The sequence below is a fragment of the Actinomycetota bacterium genome, assembly GCA_014360655.1.
Taxonomy (GTDB): domain Bacteria; phylum Actinomycetota; class Geothermincolia; order Geothermincolales; family RBG-13-55-18; genus JACIXC01.
Map to the genome: position 1 here is coordinate 42,434 of JACIXC010000013.1, position 26,572 is coordinate 69,005.

23 protein-coding genes are annotated in these 26,572 nt (G+C 65.6%); 16 read left to right on the top strand and 7 right to left on the bottom strand.

The window, feature by feature from the left end:
• Nucleotides 1–125 precede the first annotated feature (125 nt).
• Complete coding sequence (locus tag H5T73_09615) at nucleotides 126–1,226, top strand: hypothetical protein (protein ID MBC7248021.1); 1,101 nt, start codon at nucleotides 126–128, stop codon at nucleotides 1,224–1,226.
• On the top strand, nucleotides 1,220–2,197 hold the full coding sequence (locus H5T73_09620) for a hypothetical protein (GenBank protein MBC7248022.1): 978 nt from the start codon (nucleotides 1,220–1,222) through the stop codon (nucleotides 2,195–2,197). The genes H5T73_09615 and H5T73_09620 overlap by 7 nt, the downstream gene beginning before the upstream one ends.
• Nucleotides 2,198–2,242: 45 nt before the next feature.
• Here H5T73_09620 and H5T73_09625 read toward each other — a convergent pair whose 3' ends face one another.
• The gene (locus tag H5T73_09625) at nucleotides 2,243–3,394 is read right to left on the bottom strand and encodes a ribonuclease D (protein ID MBC7248023.1); all 1,152 of its coding nucleotides are present in this window, start codon (nucleotides 3,392–3,394) and stop codon (nucleotides 2,243–2,245) included.
• 448 nt (nucleotides 3,395–3,842) lie between these two features.
• On the opposite strand from H5T73_09625, the gene H5T73_09630 reads away from it, so the two are divergent.
• From H5T73_09630 to H5T73_09655, 6 genes are all read left to right on the top strand, one after another.
• Entirely contained in the window at nucleotides 3,843–6,056 is a 2,214-nt protein-coding gene (locus H5T73_09630; protein MBC7248024.1) for a PAS domain S-box protein, read from the top strand.
• Nucleotides 6,057–6,169: 113 nt separating this feature from the next.
• Complete coding sequence (locus H5T73_09635) at nucleotides 6,170–6,811, top strand: TetR/AcrR family transcriptional regulator (protein ID MBC7248025.1); 642 nt, start codon at nucleotides 6,170–6,172, stop codon at nucleotides 6,809–6,811.
• Nucleotides 6,808–7,347 (top strand): VOC family protein, encoded by a 540-nt coding sequence (locus H5T73_09640; protein ID MBC7248026.1) that lies wholly within the window; start codon nucleotides 6,808–6,810, stop codon nucleotides 7,345–7,347. Before H5T73_09635 ends, H5T73_09640 begins: the two co-directional genes overlap by 4 nt.
• Before the next feature lie 235 nt (nucleotides 7,348–7,582).
• Nucleotides 7,583–7,768, top strand: a complete 186-nt coding sequence (locus H5T73_09645; protein MBC7248027.1) for a hypothetical protein — start codon at nucleotides 7,583–7,585, stop codon at nucleotides 7,766–7,768.
• 182 nt (nucleotides 7,769–7,950) lie between these two features.
• The gene (locus H5T73_09650; GenBank protein MBC7248028.1) at nucleotides 7,951–8,568 is read left to right on the top strand and encodes a TetR/AcrR family transcriptional regulator; all 618 of its coding nucleotides are present in this window, start codon (nucleotides 7,951–7,953) and stop codon (nucleotides 8,566–8,568) included.
• A 4-nt stretch (nucleotides 8,569–8,572) separates the two neighbouring features.
• Nucleotides 8,573–9,184 (top strand): TetR/AcrR family transcriptional regulator, encoded by a 612-nt coding sequence (locus tag H5T73_09655; protein ID MBC7248029.1) that lies wholly within the window; start codon nucleotides 8,573–8,575, stop codon nucleotides 9,182–9,184.
• A 117-nt stretch (nucleotides 9,185–9,301) separates the two neighbouring features.
• Here H5T73_09655 and H5T73_09660 read toward each other — a convergent pair whose 3' ends face one another.
• The 5 genes from H5T73_09660 to H5T73_09680 all read right to left on the bottom strand — a co-directional run bounded on the left by H5T73_09660 (nucleotide 9,302) and on the right by H5T73_09680 (nucleotide 16,785).
• Nucleotides 9,302–10,537, bottom strand: coding sequence for an acyl-CoA/acyl-ACP dehydrogenase (locus tag H5T73_09660; GenBank protein MBC7248030.1), 1,236 nt, complete (start codon nucleotides 10,535–10,537; stop codon nucleotides 9,302–9,304).
• A gap of 2 nt (nucleotides 10,538–10,539) precedes the next feature.
• On the bottom strand, nucleotides 10,540–11,136 hold the full coding sequence (locus H5T73_09665; GenBank protein ID MBC7248031.1) for a MerR family transcriptional regulator: 597 nt from the start codon (nucleotides 11,134–11,136) through the stop codon (nucleotides 10,540–10,542).
• Between the two features lie 74 nt (nucleotides 11,137–11,210).
• Nucleotides 11,211–12,842 (bottom strand): acyl-CoA dehydrogenase family protein, encoded by a 1,632-nt coding sequence (locus tag H5T73_09670; protein MBC7248032.1) that lies wholly within the window; start codon nucleotides 12,840–12,842, stop codon nucleotides 11,211–11,213.
• Nucleotides 12,843–13,590: 748 nt separating this feature from the next.
• On the bottom strand, nucleotides 13,591–15,156 hold the full coding sequence (locus H5T73_09675; GenBank protein ID MBC7248033.1) for a glycerol kinase: 1,566 nt from the start codon (nucleotides 15,154–15,156) through the stop codon (nucleotides 13,591–13,593).
• A gap of 636 nt (nucleotides 15,157–15,792) precedes the next feature.
• Complete coding sequence (locus tag H5T73_09680; GenBank protein MBC7248034.1) at nucleotides 15,793–16,785, bottom strand: (Fe-S)-binding protein; 993 nt, start codon at nucleotides 16,783–16,785, stop codon at nucleotides 15,793–15,795.
• 272 nt (nucleotides 16,786–17,057) lie between these two features.
• Between H5T73_09680 and H5T73_09685 the strand changes: the two genes are divergently transcribed.
• From H5T73_09685 to H5T73_09720, 8 genes are all read left to right on the top strand, one after another.
• A complete protein-coding gene (locus tag H5T73_09685; GenBank protein ID MBC7248035.1) occupies nucleotides 17,058–17,621 on the top strand; it encodes an SCP2 sterol-binding domain-containing protein in 564 nt (187 codons plus the stop codon).
• 281 nt (nucleotides 17,622–17,902) lie between these two features.
• On the top strand, nucleotides 17,903–19,066 hold the full coding sequence (locus H5T73_09690) for an iron-containing alcohol dehydrogenase (protein ID MBC7248036.1): 1,164 nt from the start codon (nucleotides 17,903–17,905) through the stop codon (nucleotides 19,064–19,066).
• Between the two features lie 146 nt (nucleotides 19,067–19,212).
• Nucleotides 19,213–19,629, top strand: coding sequence for an SCP2 sterol-binding domain-containing protein (locus H5T73_09695; GenBank protein ID MBC7248037.1), 417 nt, complete (start codon nucleotides 19,213–19,215; stop codon nucleotides 19,627–19,629).
• A 265-nt stretch (nucleotides 19,630–19,894) separates the two neighbouring features.
• Complete coding sequence (locus H5T73_09700; GenBank protein MBC7248038.1) at nucleotides 19,895–21,757, top strand: aldehyde ferredoxin oxidoreductase family protein; 1,863 nt, start codon at nucleotides 19,895–19,897, stop codon at nucleotides 21,755–21,757.
• A gap of 553 nt (nucleotides 21,758–22,310) precedes the next feature.
• Nucleotides 22,311–22,775, top strand: a complete 465-nt coding sequence (locus H5T73_09705; GenBank protein MBC7248039.1) for a Zn-ribbon domain-containing OB-fold protein — start codon at nucleotides 22,311–22,313, stop codon at nucleotides 22,773–22,775.
• A gap of 18 nt (nucleotides 22,776–22,793) precedes the next feature.
• A complete protein-coding gene (locus H5T73_09710; protein MBC7248040.1) occupies nucleotides 22,794–23,936 on the top strand; it encodes a thiolase family protein in 1,143 nt (380 codons plus the stop codon).
• Between the two features lie 14 nt (nucleotides 23,937–23,950).
• On the top strand, nucleotides 23,951–25,105 hold the full coding sequence (locus H5T73_09715; GenBank protein ID MBC7248041.1) for a thiolase family protein: 1,155 nt from the start codon (nucleotides 23,951–23,953) through the stop codon (nucleotides 25,103–25,105).
• Between the two features lie 9 nt (nucleotides 25,106–25,114).
• Nucleotides 25,115–25,633: a Zn-ribbon domain-containing OB-fold protein gene (locus H5T73_09720; protein ID MBC7248042.1), complete on the top strand. Its 519-nt coding sequence runs from the start codon at nucleotides 25,115–25,117 to the stop codon at nucleotides 25,631–25,633.
• A 131-nt stretch (nucleotides 25,634–25,764) separates the two neighbouring features.
• On the opposite strand, the gene H5T73_09725 is transcribed toward H5T73_09720, so the two are convergent.
• Nucleotides 25,765–26,478, bottom strand: a complete 714-nt coding sequence (locus H5T73_09725; protein ID MBC7248043.1) for an MBL fold metallo-hydrolase — start codon at nucleotides 26,476–26,478, stop codon at nucleotides 25,765–25,767.
• Between the last annotated feature and the right edge of the window lie 94 nt (nucleotides 26,479–26,572).

Sequence of the window (26,572 nt, forward strand, 5' to 3'; positions counted from 1 at the left end):
TTTCAGCCACGGGGTATATGATAGCCGTAGCGACGCTCGGCGACGGACGGCGACTTGCACGTGCGTCGCGGCGCGGCAAGCGACGGCGCAGCCGGAGAGAAAGCGGTGAGGGCGGTGAGGCACAGGTGAGCAGGGGTACGAAGGCGTTTCTTTCCCTGCTGGCGGCCGCCCTCCTCCTGGGTTCCGTCTTCGGCCTGGTGGTGACCCTCAACGCAGCGGAGCCCGCGCAGGGCACCCCGAAGCTGGAGATAAAGGTCCACACGCGCGAGGAGATCATGACCTGCGCCTACAAGGTGTACGGCGACGACCAGCAGGGGATGTGGGCGGCCAAGACCATAATCAGGAACACGGGAGAGGTGCCGGCGCGCGATTTCCGCATCGCCTACAAGATCGAGGGCTATACCGACTGGACCTCGACCGAGGTCTATCCCCTCATCCTGCCCGGCCAGACGGTGCGCGACTACTGCTGGCCCAACCTCGACGACGCCAAGGTGAAGCAGATCTCCACCAAGACGCCCGTGGAGCTAAAGGTGAGGTACGAATACGACGGCCTGGACTCCCCCGTGGAGGACACGGAGAAGATCTACCTCCTGGGCAAGAACGACTTCACCTTCACCTCCCTCGAGGAGGACGACATCTTCACCTTCTCCGATGCCTTCGACAATTACCCCTTGCTGGCCGCCTTCGTGACCCCCAACGAGGAAACGGTGAAGCGCTTCGCAAACCAGGTCTCCGGAGGGCTCGAGACGGTGATCAACGACCAGGATGCCCTCACGGCCTTCATCCGCTGCTTCGAGATCATGCGCCAGGCCGGCATCAAGTACATCATGGAGCCCTCCGGCTTCTGGACGGAAAGGCAGGCGCAGTACGTGCAGTACCCGCACGAGACCCTGCTCAGGGCCTCCGGCACCTGCCTGGACCTGGCCATCTGCATGGCCGCCCTCATGGAGGCGGTGGGCATCCGGTCCTACGTGGCCCTCATACCGGGGCACGCCATCCCGGTCATCCAGTTGCCCCAGAGCGGCACCTTCTTCGCCATAGAATCGACCTTCATAGACCGCGACTACGCCCTCTCCCATTACCCGGGGCAGACCAGCCCCGAGGTCACGGCGCAGGAGTGCATGGACATGGCGGAGATGGAGATCTACGACGCCATGAGCGAAGGCTCCTACATCCTCATCGATATCGAGAAGAGCTGGGAGAACGGGGTGATGCCCATATGGTGAGAGGGAAAGCGTGGGCTGCGTTGATCCTGGCGCCGGTCGCGGTACTGCTCGTCTTCCTCCCGGCGGCAGCGCCCCTCGCGCAGGAGCTGGGCGAGGGGGGATCCTATTCCCTGAGCGAAGACTACCGCATCGAGCTCAACGAGCTGGGCGACGGCCACGTCACGGACACCATAAGCTACGATCCCGACTGGTTCTCCACTTATGGCAGCCTTTTCCAGGAAAACCCCAACCTCCTCTCGCGGCGTTTCCGCGCGGACACCAACCTGGGTGAGATAGAGGATTTCGACGTGAGGATAAGCCAGAGCAAGGCCACCGTCACCGTGTCCTTCAACGCGCCCGGCCTGGCCTACCTCCTCGACGACGGGTGGCACCTCTTCGGCTACGGGGGATACCGGTTGGTGGACGAGGGGAACGACAGGATTGTCCTGGAGGCTTCCTGGGTCCTGAACAACGAATTCACCCTCTTCGAGGAGATGCCGCTCGAGGAAAAGGTGACCATAGTCCTGCCGGAAGGCGCGCGCAACGCGGAATGGGACGAGAAGACGGGGGCGGTGAGATACGAGCTGCCGGAGATCGTCCCCGCGGGCGGGGGCTTCCTCTACCGGCACAAGGCGCTCTTCACCGCCGTCTTTTCCCTCCTCGCCGCCCTCGGCCTGCTCCTCTTCCTCTTCGCCTCCACGCGCAGGGCCAGGGAGCCCGTGCCGGCCGCGGCGCCCCCGCTTGGCGCGCCGGCCCCGCCGGTCATGCCGCCGTTGCCGGAGACGCCCCCGCCGGCGGAACCTCCCGCGGTCATGCCCCCGGCGGAGGCGCATATATCCCCACCACCCACTCCGCCGGCACCGGGAAAACCCCCCGCCCCGCCGTCACCGCGGGAGAAGCCCTCCTCCCCGGCTTTCTGCACCAGGTGCGGGCATCCGCGCGGCGAGGGGGATGCCCTCTACTGCCGGCGGTGCGGCGCCAGGTATGAATAGCCCGCGGCGAAAAGGGGGCCGTTTACCGGACTTGCCTTATAGGGATCACGCGTGACCGGAAGGTAGCCTTTCTGCCAGGGCCTCCCCCACCGCCTCCAGCTGCCACCCCTTGAGCAGGCCGCTCTTGCGGATATCCTCCAGCCCCCGCGGTCTCAGCCTGGCCAGACCCTTGAGGGACGCGTTGGGCAGGAGGAATCCGGGGTCCATCCCCAGCTCAGCGGCTTTATTATCCCGGACTTCCTTGAACTTCCTCAGCAACTTCTCCGCTTCGAGATCCCTCGGCGCCCTCGCGGGCGCAGGGAACTGCGGCAGGGATGATCTCGCTCTCCTCAGGCCGCGGTTGATGGCCCTCGCCATCTCCTCCCCGAAGCGGGAGGCCTGCCTGCGGGAGAGAGCCCCGCAGGCCTCCAGTTCACGCCGGTCGCGGGGAAGCGCCTCCGCCAGCCTGAGCAACCTCTCCGTGCCCACCACCTTGAAGGGAGGGAGATCCATGCGCCTGGCCACCCCCTCCCTCCATTCCAGCAGTTCCTCGAGCACGGCGAGCTGCCGGGGCGAAAGGTTGCGCGCTCCCTTCACCCTGAAGAGGTTGGTCTTCTTCTCCGGCATGGGCTCCAGCTCGCGCACCAGCCTGTCGAACTCCTCGCGCGCCCACGCCAGGCGTCCCAGCCTCTCCATCTCCTCCTCCATCCTGTCCCGGAGGGGAAGCAGGTAGGCCACGTCCATGGCGGCATAGGCCAGCATATCCGCCTCCAGCGGGCGCCGCGACCAGTCGGCCTTCTGGAATACCTTGTCCACGCCCAGGCCGAAATATTCCTCCAGCAGGTCGGCGAGGCCCACCCTCTGCTTGCCCAGGACGCGCGCGGCGATCATGGTGTCGAACACCGGGCCGGGTTTCACTCCCAGGGAGGTTAGGATCATCCTGCCGTCGTAATCCGCATCGTGGAAGACCTTCTCCCTGGAGGCTTCGGCGAAGAGGGGGGCGAGCGGCAGGATCTCCACGCGCAGGGGATCGACGATGAAGACCTTCCCTTTCGCCGCGATCTGCAGGAGGGCTATCCTCTCCGCGTAGTGGTGAAAGCTGTCCGACTCCAGGTCCACCGAAAAGCGGGGGCACTTCTCGAGGAAAGCGAGCATCTCGTGAAGGGAGGCGTCTTCGTCTATTAATTGGAATTCGCTCATGGCCCTTATTATATCCACCGTGACGCGCGGGGGGGAAACGCGCGAAGAGCGGCTCCGCGGCCAGGAGTCCCAAGCGGCCGCCGCGCGCCACCGGGGGGCACGCCCGCGCCCCTGTTCATCTCCCGCAGCGGGGAAGTTATAATATTGTCACAAACAGGGTAGAGGTCAGAACGCACGACGGCACCAGCACCACCACGGCAGGCAGCGGCACCCCTTGACGGAATATATACGGTCAACCCGGAAGCAAAATGCGGGCGGTCAACCCGGAAGCAGGGTCACCGGCATGCTCGAGCGCGCGGCTTCGCGTTCCGCGAGCCCCCGAGCCGGTATGCGGGGATGCGAAAGGAACGGGTTGTGAGGGAGCGCGTCCCTGCGCACCCCACCAGCGGCCCGGGCACATCCCGCAGGTTCCCGGCACGATTCCCCGCCGGTCCACGTAGGACTGAAAGTAGGAGGAGGGAGTCACTTGCAGGAAAGCATCCGCGTTCTTCACGTGGAGGATAACCCGGATCATGCTCTCCTCATAAGGCGGAGCCTGGAACGCGAGGATCCAGGCCTGCGCATAGTCACCGCAAGCAGCGCGGAAGAGGCCCTGCGGGTGATCGGGGAGGGAGGCTGTGACGTCATCCTCAGCGATTACCTCCTGGGGCCGGAGATGAGCGGCCTCGACCTCCTCGAGAGGGTGCGCGCAAGGGAAATCGGGATACCCTTCATCATCCTTACCGGCCAGGGAAACGAGGAGGTGGCCTCGCAGGCGCTGCGCATGGGGGCGGACGATTACATCATCAAGCGCTCCGGGCTCCTGCAGTTCAAGCGCCTGGCGCTCACCATCCGCAGGCAGTGGGAGGCTTACCGGGACCGCCTGGCCAGGGAGGAGACGGAGGCGCGCTACCGCCACCTGGTGGAGAACGTCAACGCCGGCATCGCCCTGCTGCGCGGGGAACGCGCCACCTACGTCAACCCAAAGCTCTGCGAGATGCTCGGTTACAGCGCTGTGGAGTTCACTTCCCGCCCCTTCATCGAATTCGTCGCACCACGCAGCAGGGAGATGGTGATGGAAAGGTACCGGCGCCGCCAGGCGGGTGAGGAGCTCGACCCCACCTACGACCTGTGGGCCATCCACCGGGACGGCCAAGAGGTCTGTCTTGAGCTCACCGCCTCCGCCAGGCAGGACCCCGAGGGTATGTACACCCTGGCGGTGGTGAGGGACGTTACGGAGGAGAGGCGTTCCAAGGCCAGGGCGAGGCAGGCCGAGGAGAGATGGCGACTCGTGCTTGAGCAAGCGAGCGACGCTGTCTTCCTCCACGACACGGAGGGCAAGATCCTGGACGCCAACCCCGCCGCCTCTCGCCTGACCGGGTACAGCAGGGAGGAATTGCTCTCCATGCACGTGCAGGACCTGCACATACCGGAAGAGCGCGCCCTCTCCGAAAGCGAGCTCATCAAGACACGCAAGGGGGAGTTCTTCGGTTTCACCGCCACGGCGCTGAGCAAGGACGGTTCGCAAAAAGGGGTTGCCGTCACCGCTACCTTCCTGGAGGGCGGGGACGAAAGACTGCTCCTCTCCCTGGTCAAGGAGCTGCCCGGGCTAACCCCGGGGGACTGGGAGGAAAGGGTTTCCCACGAGGCGGAAGCCCGCTTCAAGGCGGCCTTGGACCAGGCTCCCCTGGTGGCGGTGCAGGGCTATGACCAGGAAGGGCGGGTCACCTACTGGAACCGCGCCTCCGAGGAGCTTTACGGTTTCCGGCAGGAGGAAGCCCTGGGCAAGACCCTGGACCAGCTCATCCTGGACCATGAAGAGGCGGCGAGCTTCCTGGAGGAGCTGCGCCTGATCGGCGAGACGGGAAGGCCTTCCGCGCCGCGGGAATGGATCACCCGCGACCGCTGGGGCAACCAGAGATGGGTGTATTCCACCATCTTCCCGGTAATGCGGGCGGGGAGGCCGATCGAGGTGTTCTGCATGGATATAGACATAACCGCCAGGAAGGAACTGGAAGATGACCTTCGGGAGCGCAACGAGGACCTGGCGGCCTTCGCCCAGATGGTCTCCCACGACCTGCGCGCTCCCCTGACCAGCATAGACGGCTTCGCGCGCCTCGCCCGCGACGCGGCGGAGGGGAGGTGCGCGCCCCACGAGATGGAGTACTTCGATTACATCCTCAGGGCCTGCCGGGGAATGGAGAGGATCATCGACTCCGTCATGGAGATGGCGCGCTGCGGCCTGGAGCCCTGGAACCGCGTGGAGGTGAACCTGGCGGACATGGCGCGCGAGATATGGGACGACCTGCGCATGCAGGAACAGGCACCGCAGGCCCGCATGCTCCTCTCCCTCCAGCGGGAGAGCGTCACCGCCGACCCCGTCCTCCTGCGGCAGGTGCTGGTGAACCTGGTGGAAAACGCGTTGAAGTTCAACCGGGAGACATCCGGTCCCCTGGTCGAGGTGAGCTCCGACGCGGGAGACGGGGAGACGGTCATCGCGGTAAGGGACAACGGGCCGGGTATCCCGGAAGAGATGAGAGAATCCCTCTTCGAGCCCTTCCGACAGATGGACGAAGGCTCGCCGGGTTACGGCATGGGACTCTACGTCGTGCGGCGCATCGTGGCGAGCTGGCGCGGCAGGGTGTGGCTGGATTCCACGCCGGGGGAAGGGGCTTCCTTTTATTTCACCGTGCCGGACTGACGGAGCCCGCCGTGCGGCGAGGACCCGCCGCGCGGCACCGTTGCTGCGGCAACGGGAAGCATCGCCGTTTCAACGGCAAAGGGAAGCATGGTAATATGTTCCCTGGTGAAGTCATGGAGAAGAACGAGAACCGCGTGAAGAAACGGCTCCCCGCGTCGGAGCGGAGAAAGGTCATCCTCGATGCGGCCCTGGACACCTTCGTGGAGTTCGGGTACCACGGCGCTCTCATGGACACCATCGCCGAGAGGGCGGACGTCACCAAGCCCATCCTCTACCGCCATTTTTCCAGCAAGCTCGACCTGCTCCTGGCCATCATCAACCGTTCCGGGGAGAACCTCCGCGATTCCCTGCTCCGCCTCGAGGAGAGCGAGGCGGACTGGCTCACGGCCATCCGCCACTCGGTGCGCTCCTACTTCGACTTCGTGGAGGAATCGGAGGCGGGGTTCCGCCTCATCTACGACACCGACCTCAACGTGGACAGCAAGGCCCAGGAACGCGTCACCGAGATAAGGCTGAGCATCATCGACCTGGTCAATGAAAGGGTCCAACGCTACACGGACATGGATGCCGTCCCGGAGAAACAGGTGTACATCATCGCGGTTATGCTCGTGGGGATGGTGGAGTCCACCGTCATCCACTGGATGAAATACAGCACGGAGCCGCGCGAGGTCTACGAGGAGAGCCTGGTGAGCGGGGTGGCGAGCATCCTGGCCAAGCTGCCTCCCAGGAAAAGGCAAGGGGGGGTTACGGGATGAGCTCGGCGAAGCACCTGCACATGCCCAGGCTGGCCCAGGTCGGCGTGGTGGTCAGGGACATGGACGCCACCATAGAGCGCTTCGAAAAGACCTTCGGGATCGGCCCCTGGCTGGTTCTGGAGGGGGAGACCGCCTACTGCCTGGACCGGGGCAGGGAGACGACCATCAAGGGGCGCATCGCCATGGGCTACAGCGGCAAGGTCCAGATCGAGCTCATCCAGATCCTGGAAGGGGACAGCTTCCACCTCCACACCCTGGGAGACCGCGACGAGGGCCTGCACCACCTGGGCTTCGCCGTGGACGACCTGGAAGAGAGGCTTGAGGCGGCCCGCGAGGCGGGAATCGGCATCCTGCAGCGGGGCACCCTGAAGCAACTGGGCATGACCATCGATTACGCCTACCTGGACACCATCGCCTCGACGGGCGTGATACTCGAGTTCATCCAGACCCGCTTCCTGGGCATGAGGGCCCGCCAGTACCCCTGGCTGCTGAAGACGGTGGCACGGGTGCAGAAGCGTTTCGGCTTCCCCCGTTAGGGGACGGGGCCGAAAGCGCACGGCACGGGGCACCAAGCGCGTCCGCGGCGAACAACCCGCCTCCGCCGCGGCAGGCTCCCTTCTCCGGCCTCGCTCCCGGGCGCTTTTTCCCAACGTATCCGTCTCCCGGAGAACCTTTTACTTTTCTCGTTCTTTCCTTTTATCAAGTCCGCTTGCCTTGCCGCCGAATAGCTATGTGACGGAGACATGTTTCCAGCGATCCGCGGTGGGGCCCATGGAAGGAAAACGCGTCGAGATCGACGGTATCGTTTACAACCTGGAGGATCCCGAACAGAGGAAGGCAGCCATAAGGGCGTGGCTTGTGGAGAAGGCCCGCGACAGGAGCGGGGATAAGGAGCAAGCCGAGGAGCAGGCCGGCGGGGAGGACGAACCCACGCGCGAAAAAGAGGGACTCCCTTGATGACCTCTTTCTGTCTGCTGCTGAAAGGCGGCCTCGACGGCGTGCCGACGGCCTGGCGGCGTGCTATTATTAGCACGGAACGTTTTATATCGTTAGTAACTGGTTCTTTTAAAATGGGGGCGGGTTATTTTAACGCCCGTGAACGCTTGCCGTAGCGGCGCTTGCGGGAAGGGACGAGGCACATGGCCAAAAAGCGGTTGCCGGCGGAGAAGCGCAGGGAGAGCATCCTGAAGGCGGCTGAGCGCTGCCTGGCGCGCCGCGGGTACTATTCATGCACCACGGCGGACATCGCCGCCGAGGCGGGCATCACCGAGCCCATCCTCTACCAGCACTTCGAGGACAAGCGGGACCTGGTGGAGTGCATGCGGGACCGCACCATCAAGGACCTCTCCCACTACGTGGTCATGCGCGTCCTCAAGCGCGGCAACCCGCTGGCCGGCCTGCGCGAGGCGGCGGAGGCCGCCTTCGATTACACGAGACGCCACCGCAGCAAGATGAGGGCCTACTACTACTCCATCCCAGAACTCGGGCGCGGGGGCTTCCACCGTACCCCCGTGGACCGCTTGCACCACCTCTACGCGGCGGTCTCCTACATGATCGAGGAGGCACAGCGACGGGGCGAGGCGAAAAGCGAGGTGAACGCCGCGGAGTTCGCTTGGAGTTTCATCGCCCTCATGGAGATCGTCTACATCGCCAACGCGCTGGGCCTGGAGGTCCCCTTCAGCGACAAGCACATGTACTTGGAAATGGTGGACAGGTTGCTCTTGAGCATTTCCACCTCCGATCACATCGAGGACTGACGCCATGCCCGGGACGAGACCTTCCAGGAGAAACAGCCGCCCGCTCATCGTCGCCGCGGCCCTCAAGGCCTTCGCGGCCAAGAACTACGACGGCGCGTCCATGGCGGACATCGCGCGGGCCGCCGGCATCACCAAGCGCGCCATCTACCGCCACTTCCCCTCCAAGCGCGAGCTCTTCTACGCCGTGCGCAACGAGGTTTACGACGCCATCGTGGAGAACCTCTGGCGCGAGCTCCCCCCCGCCCGGGACTTCACGGAACTGGCGGACGCCATCATGCGGGCGCACCTGCGCTTCTGCAAGGAGAACCCCGACATGCTGCGCATCGTGGTGAACACCGTTTCCGAGGCGGCGACGAGGGAGTTCCAGCAGAATATCGAGGGCCTGCTCGCGGACAGGGCGGGCGACATCAATGCCCTGGTACGGGCCGGGATCGAGGAGGGGACCCTCGACCCCTCCCTCGATCCCGACTACCTGGCCTGGGTCCTCGTGCTCATCTTCTTCTTTCTCACCTACATGATGGCCTTCGAGGAGGACTGGCTGCTGCCGCGTGGTGAGGAGGCCGCGTCGGTGATCATGCGCCCTATCCTGTCCTCCTGGGCCCCGAAGGAGGGTTGAGGCGGCGCGGCATCCCCTTTCGCGCCCCGGCGCCCGTGCCGGACCCGGTTACCAGCCGGCCGGGCGGACCCCTGAAGCGAAGGCTGGGCCGCAGGCCTTCCCGCCCGTCAGAGTTCTCTACTCGTAGATCTTCTCGTCTTCGTTGAAGGCCTCCGGGGCGTCCAGCTCCACGTCCCTCCTCCCCTTCACCTGCTGCTCAAGCTCCTTGTAGAACTCGTGCTGGATGATGAGGTTCATGACCTGGTTGGTGCCCGTCCATATGGAGAGGAGGCGGGAGTCGCGCAGCATCCTCTCGATAGGATAGACGTTGGTGTAGGCGATACCCCCCATGGCCTGCATGGCGTTGTAGCAAATCTCCCACACGGCCTCCGTGGCGAACTTCTTCGCCTCCGAAACCATGCGCCGCATCCTTCCGTGGGGGACGCCGGAATCGATGGCCCGCGCCGTCATCCAGATGAGGCTGGCCATGGCGTCCAGCTTCACCAGGCTCTCGGCGATCATGAAGCTCACCGCCTGGAAGTTCTTGATGGCCGTTCCGAAGGCCTTGCGCCGCGTGGTGTAGCGTGCCGCGAGCTCTATGGCCTCCCGCGCCGCCCCCACGCATCCGGCCGCCGAGGTCATGCGCTCGGGAACCATCATGCGGTAGAAGATGTGCGAGGCGCCGTTCTCCTCCCCCACCAGGTTCTCCGCCGGTACCCTGGTGTCGCGGAAGAGAACCCTGCCGGTGCCGCTGCCCCGCGCCCCCATGAGCCCGTAGACCGTCTTCACCTCCACGCTCTCGTCCCGTTCGACCAGGAAGCAGCTCAGGCCGTCGCGGGGAGGGGCGTCCGGGTCTGTGCGCGCGTAGACCATGAAGTAATCGGCTCCCTCCGCGCCCACGATGAAGCGCTTCTGGCCGTGCAGGACGTAGTGGTCGCCCTCGCGGCGCGCCGTGCACGTGGCGCCGAAGAAGTCGGAGCCGCCGCGCGGCTCGGTAAGCGCCTCCGCGCACACCTTCTCCCCCTTGATGGTGGGCACCAGGAAGCGCCGCTTCTGGTCCTCGCTCCCGAACTGGACGATGCACTCCCCCACGATGCTCACCAGGGAGTAGAGGCAGGTCAGTGGCACTCCCACCAGGGACATCTCGGAGATGGCTATGATCTCGTCTTCCCACTTCAGGCCCCGCCCCCCGTATTCCTCGGGGAAACGCAGGCCGAGGAGGTTCCTCCTTCCGGCCTCCTCCAGGAAAAACCTGGGAAAGGGCGCGATCATGGCATCCATGTCCAGGATGAGCTGGCGGGGGACCCAGCTCACCAGGTCACGCACCTCCTCCTGCAGCCTCCTCTGCCCCTCGCTCATGACGAAGTCGAACATCCTCATCCCTCCCGTGACGGTCTCCCTGCGGACCCGCGGTCCCGAACCTTCGCGCCCCGTGCAGCGCCCTTCTCACCCGCCTTCTTCCCCGCCTTCTTCACTGGTCTCCTTCCCGGCCCCTTTCCCGGCCCCTCACGCTTCCCGGCGACGGGACCGAATTCCCTTTCCTCCAGCTCGGCGATGACCTTCCCCGCCGCTTCCAGGAAAGCTTCCCTCCCGCCGTCTCCCCCTCCCTTCCGTTGCAGGATAGCGAGGAAGTCCCGGGCGAATTCCAGCATCTCGCCGCGTATCTCCAGGAGCTCCTCTATCCTCTCGTCTATCTCGCGGATATGCCGGAACCCGTATTCCAGGGTGCGCACGATCTGCTTCTCCTGGGTGGGGTCGGCGTCGTAGAGCGCGAGGATGTCGGCGAGCTCGGAAAGGGAATAGCCGAAGCGCCTGCCGCGCAGGATGAGCTTGAGGCGCGCCCGGTCCCGCTCGTCGTAGAGCCTCTGGCTCCTGGGGGAGTCGCGGTGGGGAGAGAGCAGCCCCACCTCCTCGTAATACCTGATGGCGCTGGGCGCGATGCCGAATTCTCCCGCCAGCTCCGAGATGGTCATCTTCCTGTCGCGTCCCATGGCCGTCCCGTCATGCCGCCCCGCATACTCCCCCACGGGCTCCCTCGCCTCGTGAGTCACCTACCCGCCGCCGTTTTCGCCGCGTATTCTCCCGCTTCCGCCGCGGCCTCTGCATCGGCGAGGGCCAGGTCCTGGTAGGCGTGGAAGAGGCGGCCGCAGAAATCGTCCCAGCGCGTGCAGACCTCCAGCGTCCTCTCGTTCATCTCGAAGAGGTGCGGTATGGAGAGGAGCTCCCTTATCTCCCGCGAGAACTCCCCCACCAGGGAGGGGTCAGCCCCCCGCAGCACGGAGGCCACGAACTCGTCCGCCGGGTACCATTCCGCCACCCGCTGGAAGTCCCGGTGCATCTGCGTGAGCAGCACGTTGCGGGGCCCCTCCCAGAGCTCGTTCACCAGCCCATCGCGCAGCATGCGGGGGAAAATGGAAAAGTCTTCCATGACGCCGTGGCCCCCGAAGAGGCTGATGCCCCTGCGGGCGAAGTCGTTGGTGTCCGCGGCAACGGTGATCTTCTGCAACATGACCAGCTGGCGCACCTCGAAGCGTCTCCTCTTCAGGTCCAGGGGTTCCCGGGTGGTGAGGCCGGGCGCGAGCCCGCCGGGTAGGGCGATGAAATCGCGGTACAGCCTGAAGCTGCCGGCGATGGTGCGCCGGGTGCACCTCTCGTACTCGGCGATCTGCGCGGCCACCATGGGGAAAAGGTGCAGGGGGAGTCCGAAAGCGGTGCGGAACTCGGCGTACTTCCTGCCCTCGCGCAGCCCCCGCGCCATGCCCGCCCCTCCCCCTATGCCCACCACCAGGCGGGAGATGGTGAGCACGATCCCCACCACGATGGCCACTCCCCTGTCCAGGGGCCCCACCGGGTAGGCGAGCGCCCCGTCGAAGGTGATCTCGGCGGTGGGCAGCTCCACCGTTCCCATCTTCCACTTCAGGCGGTCTATTGTGTACCCGTTGCGTATCTCCCTCTCCTTGTCCCGCCACATGGGGACGACGAAACAGCCCACGCGCTCCGAGCCGCTGGGCTTAGCCGTGACCACGGCGTAGTCGGCCTGGGCAGCCGAGCAGAAGAACTTCCTCCCGTAGATGCGCCATTCCCCGCCCTCCTGCACGGCCTCCACGAGGTTGGCGGGGACGTCGGAGCCGCCCTGGATCTCGGTGACGAACTGGGCGCCTACGGCGTACTCGCCGTCGCGGCCATCCTTCACGTGTGCGAGGATGCGCTGCGTCTCTGGTCTGTCGGCATATTTTTCCAGAAGTGCCGCCAAGCCCCACGTGCAGGCCAGCGGGCATACTATCCCCGCCTCGGAGTTCTCGCTCAAGAGAAAGATCTTCATGAAGCGGGCCCAGGGCGAGACGGCGTCCGAGAACATGCCCTCCGAGAAGACCTCCCTCTCCATGACCTCCGTCTCGTAAGGCCGCACTATGCGGTCGATGCGGTTCCCGTGTCCGTCGAAATGCTTCATGTAGGGCCGGTTCTCGGGCGTGGCCGCCCTCTCTGCGAGATCGCGCCAGCGGAAGGAGGCCTTGCGCGAGAACTCCCTGGCCTCGCGGTCCACCGCTTCTGCCTCGGGGCCCGCGAACGCGCGCAGCATCCTCTGCAGGAAAGGATCGTCCGCGTAGTAATCGACGTTCCTGCGCCACTCGAGGTAAGGGTTGAAGCTGTAGGGGTTGTTCCTGTCCGGTAGAGACATGGTGGCACCTCCTCCGCCTCGCTCCGTCGCCGACGGCTACCCCGCAACCGGGTTCCCGCGCCTCCGCGCCCGCCCGCCAAGGGCGGCGGGCGCAGGTCAGGATTTTTAAAGTTCAATTTAACTTGATATCATAAACCTAATATCCCGCACCCCTGCCTGTCAACCGTATCCCTTGCCGGTCTCCCGATCTTTTTCGAGCAGGAAAGCGCCAACCGAAACGATTCAGCATCCCTTGCCGGCTCCGCTTTTCCCTCGACCTCGTTGCGGTTTTTCGCCTCCCCGACCAACCTGGTCGCCAGGGCGGATAAGTCGAACGTTTCGGGGGTCGCCCCTTTCTTCATCCGGGTTCAGCCTGTTTTGCCGGGATGATGGTACGGCATTGTGCGGCCTCTCGATCCTTTTCGACCCCAAGGCGCCCGGCGAAACGGTAGGCTGGTGCGACCTCTGCGGGGAATATGTATTTCGACCCCCGGGCGCCCGGCGAAACGTCAACGTATCCCCTGCCGCCCGGAAGGCGCCTAGGTAATGCTTGGGCACCCACTCCGCGCGCCCCCTGTCCGCGCTGTTATCCGCGACGCGTTCTGCGGCGCGCGGTTTTACGCGCCACGTCCCTCGCTGCCTCGCCTCCCGCGGCGAGCCCGTTCCCGTCACATCCTCCGGGCCGGCGCCGTACGCGTAATTCCCGTGAAGCCGCGCGGGGACCTCCCCGCCACCCCCCGCTTCCGCCGTCCCGCTGCATCGCGCCGGCTCAGGCCCAGCGGCGCGCCCTCTCCACCGCCCGCTTCCAGCCCGCGTAGAGCTGCTCCCGGGTGGCGGCGTCCATGCGGGGCTCGAAGACCCTCTCCACCCTCCTGGTCCCCAGGATGTCGTCGGGATATCTCCAGTATCCCGCCGCCATGCCCGCCAGGTAGGCGGCCCCCAGTGCCGTGGCCTCGAGCATTTCCGGGCGCTCCACCTGCACCTCGAGGATATCCGCCAGGAACTGCATGAGGAAGTCGTTGCGGGAGGCCCCCCCGTCCGCCTTGATGGCGCGCACCTCGATGCCGGAATCCCCCTGCATGGCCTCGATGACGTCCCGGCACTGGTAGGCGATGGACTCCAGGGTAGCCCTCACCACCTGCTCGCGGGTGGTGGCCCGCGTGAGGCCGATCACCGTGCCCCGCGCGTAGGGGTCCCAGTAAGGGGCGGTGAGCCCGGTGAAGGCGGGGACCACGTAGACTCCGCCGCAGTCGGAGCAGGACTCCGCCAGCTCCTGCGACTCCGCGGCCTCCCTGATTATCTGCAGGTTGTCCCGCAGCCACTGCACGGAGGAGCCCGCGCTGGAGATGATCCCCTCTATCATGTAGGTGGTCTTTCCCCCTATCCTCCAGGCGATGAGGGGGGTGAGCCTGTGCACCGAGGCCATGGGCTCCTCGCCCGTGTTCATGTCGATGAAGGACCCCGTCCCGTTGGTGCACTTCACGCTCCCCGGCTCGAAGCAGGCCTCGCCGAAGAGGGCGGCCTGCTGGTCCGCCACCACGCTGCGGATGGGGATGGGTTCTCCGAAGGCCTCGGTGACCCCGAAGTCGCCGCTGGTCTCCCGTATCTCCGGCAGGCGCAACCCGCCCGGCAGCCCGAAGGGCTTGAGGAGGAGCGGGCTCCAGCGCATGCCGAAGGGGTCATACATGCCGGTGGCGCTCACGTTGGAGTAGTCGGTGGCGTGCACCGCTCCCCGCGTGTACTTCCACACCAGCCAGGAATCCACGGTTCCGAAGAGCAGTTCACCCGCCTCCGCCCTGCGCGCCGCCCCCTCCACGTTGTCCAGGATCCAGCGGGCGTGGGCGGAGGACTGGGCGGGGGTCACGGTGAAGTGCGCCGCGGTGATGAGCAGCTTCCCCAGGCGGTTGCGCCGAAGGCCCTCGCCGAGGACGGCGATTCTCTGGTAAATATTGCCAAGCAGGTGCAGGAAGCGGAACAGCGGGCTGCGGTTGATCTTCTCGCACGTGTCGGACATGCGCGTGTCCTGCCAGGTGATGGCGTTGTACACCGGTTCCCCGCTCGCGCGGTCCCAGAGGAGGCTGGTGGCGCGCTGCGTGGCGATGCCCATGGCCGCGATGCGCGACGGCTCCACGCCCGCCTCCCTCAGGGTCTCCCGCGTCACCTCCACGCACTTCTCGAAGAGAAGGATGGGGTCCTGCTCCGTCCAGCCGGGCCTGGGGAACAACTGCGGGATCTCCGCGTAGGTCTCGTGGAGGATGTTCGCGTCTCGATCGAACAGGGCCGCCCGCACCCCCGTGGTCCCCACGTCGTTCACCAGGATATAGCGATCGTCCATTGGCAGCCCCCTCACTGCATCACATCCTGCAAGTCAAATAATACCATGACCCTGCCCTCGAGGCTTTCGGCATCGCGGCCGCAACGCAGCGACGCCCTTCTCCGGCAAGCTGTCGTCCTCCCGCGCTTTATGGAGGTTCGCGCGCGAGAGAGTGAGCGAGCGAGTGAATGTCCATCCCCCGGCCCGCAAGCAGTGATATGAAACCCACCTGCGGGGGACGGGTGCGGCGAAGACCCGGCGGGGAGATCGGCAGTGGTCCGCGGCGCACTCCATCCCCGCCCCTCACCCCCATTACCCGGCCCCCTCCCCGCAGGCATTGCGGACTTGTACCCATCAAGCCCGGAGAACCATGGGGTCGGTCGCGGCGAGGACGCCTTTCCCAAGTTTTCGGGACTGCGGGTAAGGCACGGGGCGCCGAGCGAGACCGTTACCCCAAGGCTCCGGCCCGGAAGAAGGATTTGCACCCAACCAGGCCGGGAACGACCGAGTTGGTCGCATCTGAGCCCGCGAAGCGAGACCGTCACTCGGCGGCCCGGCCCGGAAGAAGGAGGGAAAAGGGTCAGGGGAGGGGGCGAAGCCCTCTCCCCTGGGTTCACCTAAACCGCAGCATATAGCGCCTGGCCCGAGGCGTTGCGTTTAGGTCGTATCGCCCAGCGCCATCTTCAAGAGCTCGATGAGGTGGTGGTTTTCCAGCCCCGCCGCCGTCGCCGTCTTGCGCAGGTTGAGCACGCACAAGGGGCAGAGGTAGGCCATGGCCTGCGCCCCGTGCTGCACGGCGTCATCGACGTTGCGCCTCCTTATCTCCATGGCCTTCTCCCGGTCGCGCGGCACCATGGGTGACCCGCAGCACATGGCGTGCCTCCGGTCGAACTTCCTCTCCACCCTCTCCACCCCGATGAGGTTGAAGAGCTCGTCCAGCCACTCGTCCTTCCAGGGGGTGTAGCGGGAGGCGCAGGGCTGCTGGTAGGCGACCTTCAACCCCAGGGGCCTTATCTCGTCGCGGCGCTCCCTGGCGCGTTCCAGCAGGTACTCGATGATGTGCACGGGGCGGAAGGGGACCTCCACGCCGTAATCCTTGACCATGGCCGCCAGAAGGGCGTAGCAGTCGTCGTGGTAGAGGACTATCTCCCGCGCGCCGCTCTCGGCCAGGCTGTCCACCACCCTCCGGGCGCCATCGCGCACCGGCGAGTGGTATCCGAGATGCACCCATCCCACGTTGCAGAAGTACCTGCCCCCTTTGAGGAAGGTGCACCCCGCGAAGAGGGGCCCCTCGAACAGCCCCGGTATCAGGTCTCCCACGCTGCAGAGCGAGAGCACCGGCCGGTCGGGTTCGCCCTCCACCACCTCGCTCGGGGCGTTGGGCAGGTTGCGAAAGAGCTGCGTGTTCTCCTCCGGGATGTTCAGCACTCCCGTTTCCTCCTGGCGCTCCAGGATGAGGTCGAAGGGATTGGCGCCCTTCTCGCAGAACTGGTTGCATGCCACGCAGGTGACGCACTCGCTCACGATCTCGGGCGTCTCCCCCTCCTTGAGGCGGCGGAACTGCTCGATGGACTGCTCGCGGTCGTAATCCATGTAGGGACATTTGAGGATGCAGTCGCCGCACAGGTTGCAGAGCTCCTCGTGAAACATCTTTCCCTCCTTGCTCCGGTCGACCGGCCTCGAGCGGGAACACCGCGACAACCATGCTATCACAACAGCGGCAGGCCCGGCGGCGTGTCCGGTTTAACCCGCTCCGCGCGGGGGTAATATCGGTATATGCCGTATATATTTTATGATGCCTATTCAGTTTTACTTGTTTTGCATATATTATTAGGAGGCGGTGGCGCCGGCGGCGCGCCGCAAGGCGGGAAAGGCGGCACGATTTGGGGGATCCAGCGAGGTGAAACGAAGGAGGGATAGTCATGGCTCTGACCTACGGCACGGATGAATGGGAACAGGCCTACCAGGAACTGGTCAAGGAGAGGCAAGCGGCCTCCTCCCCACCCTACATCATGGGCACCCCGGAATGGGTGGACCAGTACGAGAAGGCGGTGCAGAACGACGCCGCCTACAAGGAGGCGGCCAAGGACTGGGAGGGCTCGGTGGTCATCAAGGTCCTGGCCAAGCCGGAGGTGGGCCTGGACAAGGACCTCTACATCTTCATGGACCTCTGGCACGGCGACTGCCGCTCCATGCGCATCGTCCCCCCCGAGGCCGGCGAGGCCGGCGACTTCGTCATCACCGGCGAGTACGAGCGCTGGAAGTCGGTCATAAAGAAGGAGCTGGACACGGTCAAGGGCATGATGCAGGGAAAGCTCAAGCTGAAGGGGGACCTCCCCACCATCGTGCGGGCGGTCAAGGCGGCCACCAGGCTGGTGGAGCTCTCCGCCGAAACCAACCCTCGCTTCCCCGACGAGTTGAGCGCGGAGGAGGTCGAGAGCCTGCGTGAGCTCCTGAAGACGGCCGGGGAGAAGTTCGGCATCTGAGCCCTTCGCTGCTCAGGGACGGCGCGCGGGTCCCCGGCGGCGCTTCCCCGGGGACCCGCGCGGACTGCGCGGCGGGAGGAGGCGGGTCGGCTCCAGGCGCGAGCGGCGATATCGCGAGGGCGGACGTTTTCCGCCCTCGGGCGGCGACTTTACGTATAGGCATCGAGGCAGACCTGGCGGCCCCTACACCGGCCCCGGGGCGGCGCTGAGAAGAAGCGGCCTTTCGACCGCACCGAAAGAGGCTCGCAGGAGGTGTTCCGGACTCACGGGAGGTGGTATGCATGGCCTACGACAAGGACCTCGCCTTTATCTACAGGAACTACACGCGCATCGTCTTCGGCATCAACACCGTCAACGACGTCGGGTCCGAGGTGGATTACCTCAAGTGCTCCCGGGCCTTCATCGTGACGGACAAGGGGGTAAAGGAAGCCGGACTGGTGGAGAAGGTGGAGAAGGGGCTGGGGAGCCGCCTCGTGGGCATGTTCGACGAGTGCCCCCAGGACTCGGGATTCCACATAGCAAGCCAGGCGGCGGAGATGGCGCGCGCGGCGGGCGCCGACTGCCTGGTGAGCGTGGGGGGCGGCAGCTGCATCGACACCGCAAAAGGTGCGGCCATCCTGCTCAAGGAGGGCGGCGACCTGCATGACTACTCCGGGTACCAGCTTCTCACCCGCCCCCAGACCCCACACATCGCCATCCCCACCACCGCCGGGACGGGGAGCGAGGTGACCTACTTCTACGTCATCAAGGACTGGGACAGGAACATCAAGATCGAGTACGGGGACGATTACATCATCCCCAACACCGCCATCCTGGACCCGGTGATGACGCAGGGGCTCCCGCCCATGCTCACCGCCACCACCGGCATGGACGCCCTCACCCACGCCATCGAGGCCATACACGCCACCCCGGCGGAGCCCATATCGGACACCATGGCCTTCGGGGCCATCCGCCTCATCATGGAGTATCTCCCCCGCTGCGTGGAGAACGGGGACGATCTCTTCGCCCGGGGGCAGCAGCAGATCGCGGCCACCATGGCCGGCGTGGCGTTCGGCAACGCCCAGGTGGGGCTGGTGCACGGCATCGCCCACACGGTGGGAGCCGTCTGCGGCGTCCCCCACGGGCTGGCCAACAGCATCCTTTTGCCGCACGTCATGAAGTACAACCTCGACGAGTGCGCGGACCGCTACGCCCTCGTCGCCGAGGCCATGGGGGTAAAGGAGAAGGGCATGAGCGACGAGGAGGCGGCGGAGGCCGCGACCGCCGCGGTGTGGGAGCTGACCAAGAGGATGGGGGTGCCACAGACGCTGCGCGAGGTAAACGTCCCCGAGGAGATGCTCCCCGAGATAGCGGACCTCACGTTGGGCACCGGACCGGTGGTCTTCAACCCCAAGATGATCTTCGAGGCCGAGCAGGTGCTCGAGGTCTTGAAGAACGCCTACTGAGGGGCTTGGGGAAGGGCGCCGGGCGCGGGAAGCGAGTGCCTTTCACGACGGTGCGGCGCAGCGGTACAGCCCGCGATACGGCAGGGCTCCGTAAGAAGGAATATCGTCCCTGAAAGGATGGGGCTTTTAGGAGGAAAGGAGGAGACATGGCCGACATCAGCCTGGGAACGGGCGCGGAGGAGGTCCCCCTGGCGGGGATGCTCGCGGACATGCTCAAGGCGAACCTGGAGAAGCCGGAGAAGCTGAATGACTTCAACAAGTTGAAGGCGCGTGTGCTCATCCACGCCGAGGACGCCGAGGCCAAGATCACCATGGACTTCGACCGCGGCAGGCTTGTGGTCTACGGCGGCGAGGTGGGCAAGCCGAACATATCCATCTCCACCGACGCCGCCACCCTTCTGGACCTGGCCAACATCAAGATCAAGTTCGGGCTGCCCTGGTATTTCGACGAGACCGGCCTGGGCGTGGTGAAGAAGCTGCTGAAGAGGGAGCTGAAGATCAAGGGCATGTTCACCCACCTGGGAGCCCTTACCAGGCTCACCAAGGTCATGTCGCTGAACTGACCGCTTCCACCGCGCCATGTCAGGCAATCCCGGGGGCATGAGCCCATGGCGCGGAGCGCACATTCCCCCGCGAGAGCCGGCGAGGGAAGGCGAAAGGAAGGCGGAGGGGGGTTGCTGCCCAGCCCGAACAAACCATGGCGCGATGTGCGGATCTCCTTTCGGCGGGAGTTCTCGCCTCGGGGTCAGACCGGGACATGTGCCCCGAGGACGACGAGCAAGTCACGTCCCCCGGAACGACAGCGGTAATTAAAGCGAGGTGATACTGATGGCATACGGCAACATGGGCAAGGTGGCGGAGGTGGACCTCACATCCGGCACGGTAAGCGAGATAGAGCTGGACGAGCAGATCTACCGCGACTACATAGGCGGGGCCGGCCTGGCGGCCAAGCTCCTCTACGACCGCGGGAACCTGGACGCCGCGCCCCTGGACCCGGACAACCTCCTCATCTTCGCCACCGGCCCTCTCACCGGGATCGGCTTCTCCGGTTCCAGCCGCCTCTCGGTGGGAGCGCGCTCCCCCCTGACGGGCATCTGGGGACAGGCCTCGTGCGGGGGTAACTTCGGCCCCGAGCTGAAGCGCTGCGGCTACGACGCCCTCATCCTCAAGGGGAAGGCGGATAGGCCAGTCTACCTGCTGCTGGGCAACGACAGCGTGGAGATCGCGCCCGCCGAAGACCTGTGGGGAAAGGACGTCTACGAGACCACCGACATCCTCAAGGAAAGGCACGGCAAGCAGTGCAAGGTCCTCGCGGTCGGGCCAGCCGCCGAGAACGGGGTCCCCTTCGGGAGCATCACCAACGACTACGGGCATCACTTCGGCCGCTCCGGCATGGGCACGGTGATGGCCTCCAAGAACGTCAAGGCCGTCGCCGCCCAGGGCGACAGGAAGATGGAGTACGCCGACCCCGAGAAGGTCAAGGCCATGCAGGAGGAGCACCGCGAGCTGGTGAAGGACAGCATCTTCTGTAGCGCCATCTCCGCCTTCGGCACCGGCGCCAACATGGAGGCCAAGATGTACGAAGGCGACGTGCCCACCCGCAACTGGGGGCAGGGCCTGTGGGAGGAGGGGGCGGAGAAACTCTCCGGCATCGCCCTCGCCGACAGCTTCATAGTGGACCACGCCAGCTGCCGGGGATGCGCGGTGCGCTGCAAGCCCGTGGTGGAGGTGAAGGAGGGGCCCTACGCCATGGGACCCGGCCCGGGACCCGAGTACGAGACGCAGGCCTCCTTCGGCACCATGATCATGAACGACAACCTGGCAGCACTGTGCAAGATCAACGACTTCTGCAACCGCATGGGCATGGACACCATCACCTGCGGTGCCACCGTCGCCTGGGCCATGGACTGCTTCGAGGCGGGCATCCTCAAGCCCGAGGACTACGACGGCGTGGAGCTCAAGTGGGGTGACGTGGACGCCGTCATCGACCTCCTCCCCAAGATCGTCACAAGGGAGGGAAAGCTGGGGGCCCTGCTGGCCAAGGGTTCACGGGCGGCCGCGGAAGAGATCGGAGGAGGGGCGGACGCCTTCCTCACCGACTCCAAGGGACTGGAAGCCCCCATGCACGACCCCCGCTGCAACTGGGGGGATGGCCTCGCCTATGCCGTTTCCATCCGGGGCGCCTGCCACGTATCCAACCTCACCTTCCTCCTTGAGTGGGGGGCCATCGAGTATCCCGAGATAGGGCTGGACAAGAACTACCAGCCGCAATCGGCAGAGTACAAGGCGGAGGCCGTGGCCCTTACCGCGGACCTGGGTTGCATCATGAACTCCGCCTGCTGGTGCGAGTTCCCGGGCACCATCTACTCGGTCACGCAGTGGGCGGAGCTCTTCAACGCCGTTGCCGGGTACGGCTGGGACGTGGAGAAGATGATGGAGGCGGGAGCCCGGGTATGGTTCCTGCAGCGATGCCTGGGCCACATCTGGGGCGCCACGGGAGCCGACGACCGCATCGGCAAGCGCATCATGACCCCCGTGGAGGACGGGGGCATCGCGGGGTCCGTCCCGGACATGGACACCATGCTGCGCGAGTTCTACGAGTACCGCGGCATGACGCCGGACGGCATGCCCACCCGCGAGACGCTGGAGAAGTACGGGCTGGGCTACCTGGCCGACCGCCTCAACCTCTGACATATCCCGGGGTCAGGCCGCGGCCATGTACGTGGCATAGGGCAAGGGAGGGCTCGCCCCTCCCTTTACCCTTTCCCTTTCTTCTTCCGGCGGCCGAGCCGCCGAGTAGCGGTCTTGCGTGCAGGCTCGCTGCGGCCGACCCGGTCTTTTCCAGCCCTGCGGGCGCGGATCTGCCCTTCGCGCCGGCCGTTCCTTACGCGCAGACGGCCACGGGTGACGGCGCCGGGGAAAAGTATTAAAATATTAACGCTTGCTTAATACATCGCGGAACGCCCCCGCGGCGCGCGGCGGAATGTACGGCCCGTCGGCTCTTGCGATAATCCTGCGCGCGATGCACGGGACGAACGGGCCTCCGCCGGAACCACCTCCGGCGGGAGACCCCGCCGGCACGGAGGCACGGACTTCGCACTGCTGCCGGGAGCGTGCGCGGGATCCGCACAAGGGACCACGCGGGATCAGCGCGCGAGACGCGGGGAAGGCGAGGGGGTGATGGATGTCGGGAACATGCGGACAACCTGAGCAGAGGCCCGTCACGCGTGAGGGAGGTGAGGTTATGAGCGACTGGAAAAAGGACGTACAGGTCCTGGTACATGAGGGGAAGATAAGCGTCCCCTACTCCTGGACGGTGGGGAGCACCCTCAGCCGCTTCTACTGCGAGCTGCGCGACAACGGCAAGATATGGGCCAACCGCTGTCCCTCCTGCGGTGCGGTCTTCGTTCCCCCCAAGGCCAAGTGCATCCACTGTTACGGGGAACCCCACGACTGGGTTGAGCTCCCGGGCACCGGCACGGTTGAGAGCTACACCATCGTGCGCTACGAGGAACCCGCCCTCCATCCACGACAGGCGCCCTTCGTCTACGGCCTGGTGCGCATGGACGGAGCCGACACCTGCCTGCTCCACTTCATCGGCGAGGTCGAGCCGGAGAAGGTGAAGGTGGGCATGCGCGTGGAGGCGGTGCTCGAGGAGGAGCGCGAGGGCAACATCCTCGACATCAGGCACTTCCGGCCCCTGGGTTGAGGAAGCGGGGTGATTTTCATGGAAAAAGTTGCCATCATCGGCGTGGCCCAGACCAAGTACGAGCAGGGAAAGCCGGAGACCTTCGCGGAACTCGTCTACGACGTCACGAGGCGGGCGCTGGAGGACGCGGGCATAACCCGCGACGAGGTGGACAACGTGGTCTCCGTTTCCAGCGACTTCTGGGACGGGCGCACCATCTCCAGCATGGCCATATCCGACGCCTCGGGGGCCTTCGGCAAGGACATCACCACCGTGGAGGGGGACGGCACCTTCGGCGCCCTCTACGGGATGATGCGCATCCTCTCCGGCAGCTTCGGCGTGACCCTGGTGTGCGCCCACCACAAGGGCACGGAGAGCAACATGAACGGCATCACCAACTGCGCCTTCGATCCCCTGGTGGAGAGGAAGCTGGGCATCGACGCCGTCTCCTCGGCGGCCCTGCAGGCGCGGCGCTACATGACCAAGTACGCCCTCAAGGAGGAACAGTTCGCCCTGGTCTCGGTGAAGAACCACGGGAACGCCATGCGCAACCCCCTGGCCCTCTTCCCCATGGATATCACGGTGGAGGACGTGATGGGCTCGCGGAAGATAGCCGACCCGCTGAAGCTCCTCGACTGCTCCCCGGTCACCGACGGGGCGGCGGCGCTGGTCCTGGCCGCGGAGAGGCAGGCCAAGAAGCTCTCCACGCACAAGAAGCGCGTGTGGTTACTGGGAGTGGGCCATTGCAGCGACGCTTACCGCCTGGGGGACCGTGACCTGGCGGACACCCGCGCCCTCAAGGAGGCCGCAAAACGCGCCTACGCCATGGCCGGCATCTCCCATCCCCTGCGGGAGATCGACGTGGCCGAAGTCTATGATGCCTTCTCCTACATGGAGCCCCTGTGGCTGGAGGGCCTGGGGTTCTGCGAGGACGGCAAGGGGTGCGAGTACCTGGAGCGCGGCTGGTTCGACTTCGAGGGCAGGCTCCCGGTGAACCCCTCCGGGGGCAGGCTCTCCGCCCACCCCGTGCAGGTGGCCGGACTGGCGGAGCTGGCGGAATGCGTCCTGCAGATCCGGGGAGAGGCCGGCGAGCACCAGGTGGGCGAGGTCAGGACGGCCCTGGCCCACGGCATCAACGGCATGTGCGGGCAGTCCCACTGCGTGTGGGTCCTGGGCAGATGAGGAGGTGACGCGCCATGGGTAAAAGAGTAGGTATCATCGGTGTAGGACAGACCCACCACGCCGCCAAGCGCCTGGACGCCTCCGGCGTGGAGCTCATCGCCGAGGCCGTCACCCGCGCCCTGGACGACGCCGAGCTGACCATCGCCGACATCGACGCCGTGGTCATCGGCAACATGGACCACTTCGAGAACATCAACTACGTGGACATGTGGGCGGTGGACGGGCTGGGCGCCTGCATGAAGCCGGTCTTCAAGGTGACCACCGGCGGCACCACGGGCACCACCGTGGGCGCCTGCGGTTACTACCACTGCGCCAGCGGCCTCTTCGACGTGGTCATGGCCGTGGGCTGGGAGAAGAACTCGGAGTCCGACACGCAGGCGGCCATAGCCACCTGCGCCAACCCCATCCTGGAACGCGACTTCTTCGCCGGGGCCATCGGCCCGTTGGCCACCGAGTACTCCATGTACATGAAGGCCTACGGGGCCACCGAGGAGGACGCGGCCATCGTGGCGGCGCGGGACCGCAACAACGCCCTCAACAACCCCTACGCCCACTCCCGCCAGGCGGTGACCGTGGAAGACGTGCTCAACTCCCCCATGCTCTCCTACCCCATCAAGTTCCTGGACATGTGCCCGCGCTCCGACGGAGCCTGCGCGGTCATCTTCGCCGTGGAGGAGAAGGCCAGGAAGCTCTGCCCCAGGCCGGCATGGGTGCACGCCTCGGTGGTGCGCCACGACTACACGCACTTCGGGGACCTGGAGTGGACCTTCATGCCCACCCTGGAGCGGGCTTCCGCCGAGGCCTACCGGCTGGCAGGTATTACCAACCCGCTCAAGGAGTTCGACGTGGCCGAGCTCTACCTGCCCGCCTCAACCTGCGGGGTGAAGTGGATGGACTCGCTGTGGTTCTGCGAGCACGGCGAGGCCCCCAAGCTGGTGCGCAAGGGGACCTTCCACATGGACGGCGAGCTGCCCATCAACCCCTCGGGAGGGGTCATCTCCACCAACCCCATCGGGGCCACGGCCCTCATCCGTATCGGGGAGGCCGCCTGGCAGATCATGGGAAAGGCGGGGGCGCGCCAGGTGGAGAACGTGAGGAAGGCGCTGGCCACCGGTTTCGGCGGCTGCAGCTGGTCGGACGTGATGATCCTGGGCGCGGACCTGCCGTGAGGGGAGGAGGTGAGACGGATGAAGAACATGGGGCTTTACGAGGACAAGCGCAAGCGCACGCATACCCCCGAGGGTTACGAGCTGCTCACCCTGGAGTCCGGGCACATCGAGTACGACTTCCACTGGCACCTCGGCTACTACTGGAGCAAGTTCCTCGCCGGGCTCAAGGAGAAACGCTTCCTGGCCACCAAGTGCGGCAAGTGCGGCACGGTATACATGCTTCCCCGCCAGGTCTGCGGCCGCTGCTTCGTGGAGATGGACGAGTGGGTGGAAGTGGGGCCCGAAGGGACCCTGGAAGGTTTTACCATCGTGCGCTTCCCCTACATCGACCCCAACCACGGCGGCATGATGCAGGTTCCCTTCACCTCCATCTGGGTCAACCTGGACGGGGCCAACACGCGCATGATGCATTACTGCAACGAGCACGACGAGAAGAACTTAGAGGTGGGGATGCGCGTGCGCGCCGTGTGGGCGGAGGAGCGCACGGGGAGCATCCACGACGTGTCGCATTTCGAGATCGTCAAATAAAGTCCTCCGGGCACGCAAGGGAGGGGGCTTCGCCCCCTCCCTTCGCCCTTCCCCTTCCTTCTTCCGGCGGCCGGGCCGCCGATTAACGGTCTCGCTCCGCGCCTCCCAGATGCCATGAACTTGCGGGGGGTTCAGGCTGATCCCCAGCGGGAGGCGAGCTTTCCCGCAAGCGCGCGTATCTTCTCCGCGGCGCCGGGGCCGATCACCGAACCGTGCCCGGGATAGGCGTAGTCCAGGTCCAGCTCCCCGAGCCGCCGCATGGACTCCAGGATGGCCTCCCTGTCGTAGCTGAAGGAGAGGAAGGGCGGACCGGGCCTGTGGAAGAAATTGGATACAATGTCGCCGATGAAGGCCAGCCTCCTCTCGCGCGAGTAAAAGGCCACTCCCCCCTCCGTGTGCCCGGGGAGCTCCAGCGCCTCAAGGCCCAGCTCCTCCAGCGCGTCCCCCTCCCGCAGGTCCATATCCACCTCGCACGCGTCGAAGTGCTGGTACTTCTGCAGGAGCGAGGCCGGCAGCCTGCGCAGCAGGCGCCCGGCCAGGGATATGTCCCCGGGGCCACGCTGTGGACTTGCGCCGCGGATCACCGCCGCGTCTTTCTCCCCTGCCGCCACGCGGGCGCCGGACAGCTTTTTCAGCTCCGCCAGGTTACCCGTGTGGTCGTAATGGTAGTGGGTGATGAGTATGTACTTGAGGTCGCCGGCCGAGAGCCCTTGCGCGGTAAGCGCCGCCATGACCTTGCGCCTCGCCTTCGGCACGTTGGTGTCCACCAGGTAAGGGACCTCGCCCTTCACCAGGTAGCAGTTGGCGGTCACCGTCGCGATGGTGATTATCTCGCCCGTGCCCATCTCCAGACCTCCTTGCCTCGCCGTTCACCAGGCCGCATCCCCTGCCGCCTTCCACCCGTGATTTTCCATCACATTATATTTAAAACACGGTCCA